Genomic DNA, 11,281 nt, shown 5'->3' with positions numbered 1-11,281 from the left:
GTGGGGGTCCGTGAGGGTCCGGGGGGGTGCGCGAGGGTGCGTGGGGTGGGCGGCGGGGCCGGCCATTGGCTCGGTATCGGCGATGTCGTGGTGTCCCGGGCGCAGGATGCCCCGTTGTCGGCGATACGGAGTCGATCACCTCTCAGTGGCCGAGCCGAGCCGACGGTGCTCGGTGAGACACGCGCAAAACGGGCGGGCGGGCGAGGCCACTGGGTTGAGGCCGATGACTCAGAGGCATAAATATGACTCTGAGGTATACCGCTCTCGGGTGCGGATGCCGCCCGTGACCGGTCCCACCGCGAGCCAGCCGGCAGCAATCAGCAGCGGCGGGGTGCGGAAAGGCCCATTTCCACGGACCGGACAAGAAGGCCCATCCGCGTGGGGATCCGCTACGCCGGGCCTCGGATGAACGAGTTCGTCCGTACCCGGCAGCGACCGTGCCTGAGTGAGATCAGGCCTTCCGGGGCGTACGCCGGTTGCCGAACGACTCCATCGTGGTCGCCTTCTTGGCCGGCGCCGTGGTCGCTGACGTGGTGCGGGCCCGGGCCGACGCGGCCTTCTTCGCGGGTGCCTTCTTGGCCGTGGCCTTCTTGGCGGGCGCCTTCTTCGCGGGCGCCTTCTTCGGCGGAGCGTTCTTGGCGGCGGCCGCCTTCGCCGTCGGCCTGCGGGTGGGCGTGGCCGTGGTGGCGGAGACGTCCGTCTTCCTCGCGACGCGGGAAGTGGTCGGCGTGGGCTTTCCCCCGGGCGTCTTGGCCGCGCTCGCGCCGGTGGCCCGTTTCGTGGCGGCGGCGACCTTCTTCGCCGCCACCTTCCGGCTCGGCGGCATCTTCTTCGCACCGGTGGCCTTGCGAGACTCGGTCGTCCCGCGCGCCCGGACGGTCCTGCTGCCTGCGGCCATCCTCGCTCCTCCTCTGGTCTCGCCGGCACCGCCGGACAACGGGCGTGGCGGGTCGCCTGGGCCCGATCGGCGAGGTCTTCCCGGGCCTTCGCACGCCAAACACAGGTGGGGCAGCCCGACGCGTCGGACCGCCCCACCTGTTCGCAGAGAACTGATCAGAAACCGAGTACGGCACGTCCCCCGACCACCGGCAGCCGCAGCTCGCTGTCGTTCGGCGCGACCCGCAGCTCGGTGCCGCCCAGCGGCAGCAGGGTGTACTCCTGGTCGCTGGAGAAGACGACGACCCCGATCCGGTGGCCCGCCGGGAAGATGTAGTCCTTCGGCTCCAGGGTCCACCGGTAGTCGTACAGCTTGCCCTGCTTCACCGGCTCGGTGCGGGCCGGACCCTTGCGGTTCTGCGGGTCCATCCAGCCCCGGGTGACCACGGTCGGCGCGGCGGTCGAGCCGGCCGGGCCGTAGTCGACCAGGTACGCGGTGAGGTTCGCGTCCGGCTTGTTGTCAATCGCCATCCGCAGCCGCATCTCCGGGCGTCCGGAGATGCGGACGTCCTGGGTCAGCGCGGGGGAGCGGTAGGCGAGTCGGTTCGGGCTGGCGCTGTCCGGGTTGGACACCAGGGTGTCCGGGTGGATGGTTCGGCCCTCGTCGACGAAGCCCTGTTCCACCTTGGCCTTCGGCGGCTTACCCGTGGTGAGCGTGCCCGGGGCGGTGGCGCCGGTGGCGGCGAACCGCAAGCCGACCTCACGCGCTGCCGGGTCGGGCCAGTTGGCGTACGTGGTGTAGGCCCGGTCCTCGCGCTGAAGCACGGCGGTCGGCTCGTCCATGATCCCGTTGCGCACGTTCCACAGCCAGAAGTCGAACCAGCGGTTCTCCGTCTGCTTGTACGTCCATGTCCGACCGTCCGGCAGGGTCACCGACGCGCTGCTACCCGGACCGCCGTGCCCGCCCTGGTGCAGCCAGATCTTGCGCGGGACGTGGCGCTTGGCAAGCTCGTCCCACCAGCCGGCGAAGTGCTCGGTCTTGACGTTCCAGTCGTTGAGGCCGTGCACGACGAAGACGCTCGCCTCCACGTCCCGGGCGTCGAGGTAGTCGCGGTCCTTCCAGAACGTCGAGTAGTCGCCGGTGACCCGGTCCTGCTCCTCGGTGATCTTCGCGATCTCGTCGGCGCACTGCCCCTCGGCACGCGCCTGCCCAGCGGTGTACTGGGCCAGGATGTCGGTGTCCTCGCCCTGGTACGTCCCCGGGGCGACGACCAGACCGTTGGCGCGGTAGTAGTCGTACCAACTGCTGATCGCGGAGACCGGCACGATGGTCTTGAGGCCCCGGACGCCGGTCGTGGCAACCTGGTTGGGCAGCGTCCCGTTGTAGGAGACGCCGGTCATGCCGACCGCGCCGGTGGTCCAGCCGGCCGTGATCGGGGCGCCGTTGGCGTCGTACCCCTTCGCCCGACCGTTCAGCCAGTCGATGACAGCCTTGGTGCCGAGCGTCTCGGCCTGGTCGCCACTGGTCGGGCAGCCGTCCGAGTCGCCGGTGCCGACGCTCTGGCCGAGCACCACCGCGTACCCCCGCGGTACGTAGTAGTCGTCCAGCGAGCCGGGCAGGTTGGCCTTCGCCTGCGCCCGCTGCGCCTCCGCGCCGAGCGCCCGACGCCCGGAACGGTCGGACAAGCCGTTCTGCGGCAGGTCGTCGACCAGCACGCTCGGGTAGGGCACGTCGCCCCAGGTGCCCTTGCGGTACGGGCTGTGCTCGAAGATGACCGGCACCTTGAAGCCCTGGGTGGCCGTCTCCCGGGGCCGGGAGATGTCGATCGCCACCCGGTCGGGGCGGCCGTCGTGGTCGGTGTCCACCGGGGTCTGGACGTACACGCGTTCCTCGATCGCGTCGGCGAGCGAGAACACCGGTTGGGTCATGCCGTCGCTGACCACGATGCCGGTCGGTGTGGGCGCCGCGGGCGGGGCTGCCGCCGCGGCCGGGGCTGCGCTCAACAGCAGGGCGCCGGACACACCGACGCCGAGTAGTGCCAAGGGGGTTCGACGCACGCGCGTTTCCCTTCGGTCGGGCTGGTTGCCGGGGGTCGGCCGAGTTGGATCTCGAAGATCCATTCAGGCCCATGCTAGGCCCGGGCGGACGTTCCGTCGATCCCTGCGAGTAAGGATCGGGAGTCGTTCCGCCTCTGACGAAAGCGCGGCCGGAGACCACGAAAATCACACATACGCACATATGATCTTGCGGCCAGGCCGCGCCACGGGCGCGTCCGTCCACACAAGACGAGGAGCATCATGCTCAGAAAAACGCGGTGGCTGCTGGCCGTCGCCGTCACAGCCACGGCACTGACCGCCGTGCCGGGTGGTTCCGCCACGGCCGGCCCCAGCGGTGCCACTCCGACGGCCGTACCCGCCCGCTCGACCGACGGTAAGACGCACACCGTCACCTTGCTGACCGGCGATGTGGTGACCGTACGCAGCACCGGAACGGGATGCGCGCGGGCCACGGTGCGACCGGCCGACCCGAACGCGGTGATCCGGCAGACCTGCGGTCCCGACGGCCACCTGCACGTCGTACCCGCACGTGTCGCGTCCCAGATCGGCTCGGTCCTCGACCCCGACCTCTTCGACGTCACCGCGCTGATCGCGGACGGATACGACGACGAGAACACCTCGGAGCTGCCGGTCATCGTGCAGCCCGCCAACGCGTCCGCCCGGGTGGCCGCCCTCGGCGACGTGCTGTCGCTACCGAGCATCGGCGCGGTGGCTGGCCACGTACCCAAGAAGAGCCCGGCCACCGCGAAGCTGGCGACGAACTCGCTGCTCGCCGGGGCCAAGAAGGTCTGGCTCGACCGCAAGGTCCGCGCCACCGCGCTGACCGGCGGACACGGCGACGGGCAGCACGGTGACCTGGACCGCAACCTGGGTCAGATCGCCGCGCCGGACGCCTGGAAGGCCGGGTACACCGGCAAGGGGGTCCGGGTCGCGGTGCTCGACACCGGCGCCGACTTCACCCACCCGGACCTGGTCGGCCGGGTCGCTGACCGGGCCGACTTCACGGCCGAGGGCGGCGACGCCGTCGACCACAACGGTCACGGTACGCACGTCGCGTCGACCATCGCCGGCACCGGCGCTGCCGCCGGGGGCCAGCGTCGCGGCGTGGCGCCGGACGCCCAGCTGGTGATCGGCAAGGTACTCGACGATCACGGCTCCGGTGCGGACTCGGGGATCATCGCCGGCATGGAGTGGGCTGCCAGCCGGGCCGATGTCATCAACATGAGCCTCGGCGGCAGCGACCCGGACGACGGCAACGATCCGCTCTCGCTCGCCGTCGACGGCCTGAGCGAGCAGACCGGCGCGCTCTTCGTCATCGCCGCCGGCAACAGCGGCGGGGCCATCTCCTCGCCCGGGTCCGCGGCCAGCGCGCTGACCGTCGGCGCCGTCGACCGCGACGACAAGCTCGCCGACTTCTCCAGCCGTGGACCGCTGGTCACCAGCAACGTGGCCAAGCCGGAGCTGGTCGCGCCCGGCGTCGACATCGTCGCCGCCCGGGCCGCCGGCACCGACCTTCAGGACCCGATCGACAGGTACTACGAGGGCATCTCCGGCACCTCGATGGCCAGCCCGCACGTGGCGGGCGGTGCAGCGCTGCTCGCCCAGCGACACCCGGGCTGGACCGGTGAGCAGCTCAAGGCCGCGCTCGTCGGTGCCGCCGACCCGCTGACCGGCGTCGACGCGTACGCCGTCGGGGCCGGTCGGCTCAACGCGGCCCGGGCCCTCGGCGGCCCGGTCAGCAACCAGCCGGTGGTCAACCTCGGCACGTTCGCGTACCCGCAGTCCGGGACCAGCGAGGCGAAGCTGAGCTGGACCGGTGCGTCGACCTCGGCGACGGCCTTCCTCGACCTCGACGTCACGGTGATCGACCACGGCGGTGCGTCGGTGCCGCGGGGCACGGCGTCGCTCTCGACGAGCCGGGTGACGCTCAAGCGGGGCGCCACCGCCGGGGCGACCCTCCGAATCAACCGCGCGGCGCTGGCGAACCGGCCCGGCTTCTACCTGGCCACCGTCACCGCCCGCACCGCCGGCCGCAAGCTGGTCTCGACCACTCCGGTGAGCTTCTACGTCGAGCCGCCCAGCTATGACCTGACGATCCACACGAAGCCACTGCCCGGCCTGAAGGAGGGCGCGGAGAGCTGGACCAACATTCTGGTCACCAACCTCACCGACCCGGTGATCTACTACGGTGGCCTCGGCGGCGCGCCCGGAGACACCTTCACCACGCGGGTGCCGGCCGGCCGGTACGCGATCCTCGCCTCCTCCGACGCCTACTACGTCGACAAGGATGTGCTGGAGACGACGCTCGTCGGTGAGACCGACCTGAACGTGAACGCCGCCCGGAGCGTGACGCTCGACCCGGCGCGCGCCAAGCCGGTGACGGCGACGGTCGACGGTGTCGCCGCCAACCCCACCCGGGTCGACCTCACCAGCCTCCAGACCGCGCCGAACGGGCTGTCCTGGTGGAACCAGATCAGCGGGTACGGGGCAGCGACGGCCGTCCGCACCTCCGCACTGCCGAAGCCCGGCATCGGATCGCGGCGCACCTGGGCGGCCGTGAACCTGGACTCGCCGGCCGGCACGGCCGACCCGTACCGCTACAACCTGGTTCACGAGTACGCGAACGGCGTGCCGGCCGATCCCGCGTACCGGGTGACCGCTGCGGAACAGTCGAAGCTGGCCCGGATCGACGAGCGTTTCCACCAGATGGACTCGCCGGGGATGGTCACCCAGCTGATCCGCACCGGGCTCACGCCGGACGGGGTGGGCGTGACCCAGACCCACGAGGGCAACCTGCCGCCGTACCGGACCGACTACGTCACGCCCGGCATCCTCTGGATGGACGAGGGCGTCTACGGCGGCCTGTCCGCCCAGGAGGCGCCCCGCAGCTACCGGCCGGGCAGTCGTCAGAGCAAGATCTGGGCGCGGCAGCCGCTGCACTCCGGCTGGTACGACGACCCGGCCGGCGCCGACTGGAGCTGCGCCACCCCACCGTCGCGGACCCGGGGCAACCTGCACATCGACCTGGCGTCCCTCGTGGACCAGCACCAGCGGGCCGACTGCCTCCAGGGCAGCTCGATCGGGGTGAACCGCAAGCTGTCGCTCTACCGCAACGGCAAGCTGGTCGAGGAGCGGGACCGCCCGCTCGCCGACTTCACCGTCCCGCAACAGGCGGCGGACTACCGGGTGACCCTCGACGTCGAAACGAGCCTGATTCTGCCGATCTCGACCAGGGTCACCACCTCGTGGACGTTCCGGTCCGCCGGGCCGGACGGAACCGGAAGCGTGCCGCTGCCGCTGCTCGCGGTCGACTACGCCCTGCCGATGGACACCGCCAACCACGCCACCGGAGGAACGGCGGAGTTCGCGGTTCGTCAGGCGCACGGCGTCAAGCCGCAGAAGGTGACCGCGTTCCAGGTCTGGACGTCGACCGACGATGGTGCCACCTGGAAGGCCGCCCGGGTCAGCCGCGGCGGTGACGGCTACCGGGCCGAGCTGCCGAAGGCCGCCGCCGGGAAGCCCGTCTCGCTGCGGGTGAAGGCCGCCGCGAACGGCGGTAGTGGTATCGACCAGACCATCATCCGGGCGTACAACGCCGGCTGATCGTCACCGGAGCTGGTGCGGCCCGGCCCTCCAACCGGGCCGCACCGGCATCCTCGACCGACCGGCGGTTAATGTGCCGGCGGTGTCGATCCGGCCGGGTCTCGTTCGTCGTGACGGTGAAACGTGACGCCGACACGAGAGGCACCCACATGACGTCCTTGACGACCGCCCCCGAGCGGGCCGTGTCCGTCCAACGCCGCACCCGACTCCTCCTGAGCTGCGGCATGATCGCCGGCCTGCTCTTCCCAGTCCTGTCGTTCGGGCAGGCGTTCACCAGATCCGGGTTCGACCTGCGCCGCCACGCGTTGAGCGCGCTCACCCTCGGTGACCTCGGCTGGTTGCAGTTCGTCGCGTTCGTGGGCACCGGCCTGCTCGCCCTCGCCTTCGCGGTGGGCCTGTGGCGCGCACTGCGTCCGGGCCGGGCCGGCACGGCGGGGCCGGTGCTGGTCGGCGTCTACGGGGTGGCGATGGTCGGTGGCGGCATCTTCGTGCCCGACCCCGCGCTCGGCTGGCCGCCGGGCGCCCCGGCGGGACTTCCGGCGACGGCCAGCACGGGCAGCATCCTGCACACCGTCTGCGGCGCCGCGGCGTTCCTGTCGCTGATCGCGGCCGGTCTGCTGTTCGCCCGGCGGTTCGCCGGCCAGGGGCGGCGGGGCTGGGCGGTCTACAGCGCCGCCGGCGCGGTCCTCGCGTTCGTGCTCACGGCCCTGCCGTGGAGTGAGGGGAGCGCGAGCATCCGCTTCGCCGTCGGAGCGGTGATCATCTCGGGTTGGCTCGTCGCCCTTTCCTGGCGAGCGCGCCAGGATTTGGCCTGACCGGCGTGGCGGCTCCTCGTCGTACGGGCGTGAGAGCATCCCGTCATGGCGACATCGAAAGAGCCGGTGACGGTCCCGACCGAGGTCAGCGTCGACGAATTCCTGGCCGCGGTTCCCGATGAGCGTAGGCGGGCCGACGCGGGGCGGCTCCGCGCGATCATGAGCGAGGTGACCGGCGAGCCGGCGGTGCTGTGGGGGCCGAGCATCGTCGGCTTCGGCAGCTACCACTACACCTACGACAGCGGGCGTACGGGCGACGCGCCACTGGTGGGCTTCTCGCCGCGCAAGCAGCATCTCGTCGTGTACCTGCTGGGTGGTTTCGAGGACCGGTACGCCGGGATCCTCGAACGGCTCGGCCCGCACCGCACCGGAAAGGGCTGCCTCTACCTGAAGCGGCTCGACACCGTCGACGAGAGCGCGCTGCGCGAGCTGATCGACCGCAGCACGCGGGCGCATCGGGGCGTCGACCGGGCCAGCCAACGCTGACCCGGCCCCGCCCGGTCAGGTCACTGACCCGTCCAGACCGCCTTCGCGCCGGAGTCGCCGGTGCGGATCACGTAGTACAGGGCGACGCCCGCGGCCACCAGCGACAGCACCTGCAACGACAGGGTCAGCACCCGGCCGTTGCCGCCGGTCGCGCTCGCCTCGGCGGCGCGGGGCGGCACGAACCGGACCAGCGCCAGCGCCACGATCGCCAGCCCGATGGTGGCCCAGAGCGTGATGTCGCCGAACTGCTGGTGGGCCTCGATCGTCGGCACGAACTCGGGGGTGATCCGGTTGGCCGACCGCATGCGGTCGAAGAAGGCGTCGCCGGAGAGTTTCGCGAACAGCGCGGCGAGCGGCGCGCCCACGGCGAGCAGCCCCAGCACCCAGCGGGTGTGCGGGCGGACGGGTGCGACGAGCGCGTAGGCCACGGTCAGGAGGGCCAGCAGCGGCACGAACACGACCGCGGCGTGCAGCACGAGAGGGTGGGCGGGGATGCCCATGAACTCCTCGAACACTGGCGTCTCCTCCGACGATGGCGGGCGGGGCATTGATCGTTCGGGGAAGGACGCTATCGGTACCGGCGGGGTGTGTCAGCCCCCGGTCGGCGAGTGCCCGGCCGGCCGGCGGCGATGGGTAGGGTGCGACGGTGGTCAAGGGACTGCTGCTCGACTTCTACGGCACGGTGGTCGAGGACGACGACGCACTGATGGCCGAGATCGCCGACCAGGTGGCCGCCCGGGCGTCGGTGCCGGTCTCCGGCCGCGAGGTCGCCGTAGCGTGGGGAGCGGAGTTCGAGGCGGTCGCGTCCGGGCCGCGGTTCCGCTCGTTGCGGGACAGCGCGATGACGAGTCTGGCCTCGGTGATGGCCGACGTCCGGTGCACGGGTGACCCGGGCACCCTGTGCGCGGCACAGTTCAGGTACTGGCGCTCGCCACCGCTGCGGCCCGGCACCCGCGAGTTCCTGTCCCGTGTCACGGTGCCGATCTGCCTCGTCTCCGACGTGGACACCGAGGACCTGTGTGCGGCGACGGCCCACCACGGCCTGGCCTTCGCGGCCGTGGTGACCAGCGAGGGCACCGGCGCGTACAAGCCGGACCGGGCCATGTTCGGTCGGGCGCTCGCCGCCCTCGGGCTGGAGGCGCACGAGGTGCTGCACGTCGGTGACTCGCTCACCGCCGACGTGGGTGGGGCGCACGCTGCGGGCATCCGGGCCGTGTGGGTGAACCACCGGCGGCAGACCGCGCCGCGCGATGCCCCGATCGCGTACGAGATCGCCGACCTGTCCGAGCTGACCGAGGTCCTCCGATAGGCGGCACGACCGCCCGAGGAGGCCTCGACGGCTCGGGCGCCCTGGAATCGGCCCTCAGCTACGGGAGCGGGGCAGGCAGTCCTTCTTGTACTTCAGGCCGGAACCGCACCAGCAAAGGTCGTTGCGCTCCGGTGGCCAGGGGATTCGGGCGCTCGGTCGAGCCGCGAGCTCGCCCGCGTAGCCGGCCCGGATCCGGGGGTCGGTCGGGTCGCCGTTGCCTCGGCTGGCATGGGAGTCCAGTCCGGCCACCGTCGCGCTGAGCACACCCAGACCGGTCCCGCCCGCGTTCGCCAGCCGGGTCAGCTCCTTCTCCAGCCGGGCCCGGTGCGCGTCCCAGTTCGACCCGTACGCCTCGGTCAGATCCGGGTGTGCGGCCAGCAGGCGGTCGAACTCGGCGCGGGGCCAGAAGAGCAGGTCCTGCTGAGCGCCCTCCCGCTGCGCGGCCCGACGGACGAGCTGGGTCTCCAGCCGGTCCGCCAGATCGTCGTGCCGGTCGTGCGGCAGGTTGAGGTCCCGGCGTACCCGGTGCCGCTGTTGCAGCAGGAAGAAGAGGACACCGGGCGATTCCGGCGGGCCGACCTCGACCGCGGGCTCGACGGCGGTGCTGGCCTGCGCCGGTGTTCCGGCGGCGGTGGCGCGCTCGCCGAGCAGGGTGTCGACCGCCTCGCTCAACCACTTCTCGGCGATCGCCGAACGACCACCGGAGTCCAGCGCCGCGCTCACGTAGGCGGGGGCGTCGGGCTGGACGAGCAGGAGCGGGCGGAGCGCGGTCAGCTCCGCCATCGCCTCGTCCTCCCGTCCGACGGCCTGGAACAGGGTCCGGGCCCGCAACGCTCGGGCGAACCCGGCCCGGGGGTCGTCCTCCGACGGGTACGCCGCCAGGGCGCGGTCCGCGTACCGGAGCGCGGCATCCGATCGTCCCCGGATCTCGGCGATCTCGGCGGCCAGCGTCAGCGCGTCCCCGGCGTCGTTCGGATCTTCCAGCCGGTCCTGCTCGACCGCGTCGGCGATCTCGGCCGCGACACCGAGCGGATTGGCCGTCCCGAGCGCCGAGCGGCGGAATTCGGCGAGGTCAGCCTTGGTGAGTACGTCTGTCGTCGGCACGATCTCACGCTACGTCGGGCTGCTCCCGGTGTGCCGGCAGATCCGCTGTAACGCCGCTCTCACGCCGCTCCCGGCGAAGATGATGGTCATCGCCGTGGTCCGGCCCGCGCGGCCGTCACGCTCCGTGTCGACCGGCCAACGCCGGTCTCGGCGTACGGCTCCGGTCAGAACTCCTCGTACACCGCCGGGTCCTGGTCCGCGAGCCGACCGTCCGGACGGCCCAGAGCGGTGATGGCCTCGACCTCGCCGTCGGTGAGCTTGACAGCGAAGACGTCCAGGTTCTCCAGTTGCCGCTCGGGGGAGGCGGCCTTGGGCAGCGGGATCACCTGGCGGGTCACGTGCCAGGCGAGGATGGTCTGCGCCGGGCTGATGCCATGGGTGGCCGCGATCTCCACGACGACGGGGTGCTGCTGGACGTCGTTGCCCCGGCCCAGCGGGCTCCAGCCCTGCACGAGGATCCCGTGCGCCCGGTGGTAGTCGATCGCTTCCTGCTGCGGGAAGTACGGATGCACCTCGATCTGGTTGACCACCGGAGCGACCCCGGTCTCGGCCACCAGCCGGTCGATGTGCTCGGGCAGGAAGTTCGACAGCCCGATGTGCCGGACCAGCCCGCGTTCACGGGCCTCGATCAGCGCCCGCCACGCCTGCACGTAGAGGTCGACCTTCGGGTTCGGCCAGTGGATCAAATACAGGTCGATCCGGTCGAGGCCGGTGCGGAACACGCTCTCCTCGATGGTGGTCAGCGCCTCGTCGTAGTGGTGGTGCCGGCCCGGCAGCTTCGAGGTGACGACCAGCTCGTCCCGTACGTCGCCCGCCGAACGGGCGGCCCGGCCCACCGCGCCCTCGTTCTCGTAGTTCACCGCCGAGTCGATCAACCGGTAACCCGCCCGGATCGCCTCGCCGATCGCGTCGACGCCCGCCGAGCCGTTCAGTCGGTACGTCCCGAGCCCGATCGCCGGCAACGTGGTGCCGTCCGCGGCCGTCAGGTGGGGGATCGCCATGGTGAACTGCCTTTCGTCGACCGTGATCG

The 11,281-nt window shown here is 71.7% G+C and carries 9 protein-coding genes; 4 read left to right on the top strand and 5 right to left on the bottom strand.

The window, feature by feature from the left end; translation table 11 throughout:
- Positions 1–451: 451 nt before the first annotated feature.
- Both EAD98_RS22685 and EAD98_RS22680 read right to left on the bottom strand, forming a co-directional pair.
- Entirely contained in the window at positions 452–898 is a 447-nt protein-coding gene (locus EAD98_RS22685; protein ID WP_121656039.1) for a histone, read from the bottom strand.
- Between the two features lie 155 nt (positions 899–1,053).
- Positions 1,054–2,934 carry a Xaa-Pro dipeptidyl-peptidase gene (locus EAD98_RS22680; protein WP_233583925.1) on the bottom strand — a complete coding sequence of 627 codons (1,881 nt, stop codon included), beginning with the start codon at positions 2,932–2,934 and terminating at the stop codon, positions 1,054–1,056.
- A 240-nt stretch (positions 2,935–3,174) separates the two neighbouring features.
- On the opposite strand from EAD98_RS22680, the gene EAD98_RS22675 reads away from it, so the two are divergent.
- The 3 genes from EAD98_RS22675 to EAD98_RS22665 all read left to right on the top strand — a co-directional run bounded on the left by EAD98_RS22675 (position 3,175) and on the right by EAD98_RS22665 (position 7,838).
- The gene (locus EAD98_RS22675; protein ID WP_121656037.1) at positions 3,175–6,537 is read left to right on the top strand and encodes a S8 family serine peptidase; all 3,363 of its coding nucleotides are present in this window, start codon (positions 3,175–3,177) and stop codon (positions 6,535–6,537) included.
- 149 nt (positions 6,538–6,686) lie between these two features.
- Complete coding sequence (locus tag EAD98_RS22670; protein WP_158609832.1) at positions 6,687–7,352, top strand: DUF998 domain-containing protein; 666 nt, start codon at positions 6,687–6,689, stop codon at positions 7,350–7,352.
- A gap of 45 nt (positions 7,353–7,397) precedes the next feature.
- On the top strand, positions 7,398–7,838 hold the full coding sequence (locus EAD98_RS22665) for a DUF1801 domain-containing protein (RefSeq protein ID WP_121656035.1): 441 nt from the start codon (positions 7,398–7,400) through the stop codon (positions 7,836–7,838).
- A 20-nt stretch (positions 7,839–7,858) separates the two neighbouring features.
- Here the strand turns inward: EAD98_RS22665 and EAD98_RS22660 are convergent, their stop codons facing one another.
- Positions 7,859–8,353: a DUF2231 domain-containing protein gene (locus EAD98_RS22660; RefSeq protein ID WP_121656034.1), complete on the bottom strand. Its 495-nt coding sequence runs from the start codon at positions 8,351–8,353 to the stop codon at positions 7,859–7,861.
- A gap of 131 nt (positions 8,354–8,484) precedes the next feature.
- On the opposite strand from EAD98_RS22660, the gene EAD98_RS22655 reads away from it, so the two are divergent.
- Positions 8,485–9,147, top strand: coding sequence for an HAD family hydrolase (locus tag EAD98_RS22655; RefSeq protein ID WP_121656033.1), 663 nt, complete (start codon positions 8,485–8,487; stop codon positions 9,145–9,147).
- 54 nt (positions 9,148–9,201) lie between these two features.
- Here EAD98_RS22655 and EAD98_RS22650 read toward each other — a convergent pair whose 3' ends face one another.
- Together EAD98_RS22650 and EAD98_RS22645 are read right to left on the bottom strand one after the other, a co-directional pair.
- Positions 9,202–10,251 (bottom strand): SEC-C domain-containing protein, encoded by a 1,050-nt coding sequence (locus EAD98_RS22650; RefSeq protein ID WP_121656032.1) that lies wholly within the window; start codon positions 10,249–10,251, stop codon positions 9,202–9,204.
- A 164-nt stretch (positions 10,252–10,415) separates the two neighbouring features.
- Positions 10,416–11,252: an aldo/keto reductase gene (locus EAD98_RS22645; RefSeq protein WP_121656031.1), complete on the bottom strand. Its 837-nt coding sequence runs from the start codon at positions 11,250–11,252 to the stop codon at positions 10,416–10,418.
- Positions 11,253–11,281 lie beyond the last annotated feature (29 nt).

Source organism: Micromonospora sp. CV4, from assembly GCF_003667455.1.
In the GTDB taxonomy this organism is placed as follows: domain Bacteria; phylum Actinomycetota; class Actinomycetes; order Mycobacteriales; family Micromonosporaceae; genus Micromonospora.
This window is presented reverse-complemented; position numbering and strand designations above follow the sequence as displayed.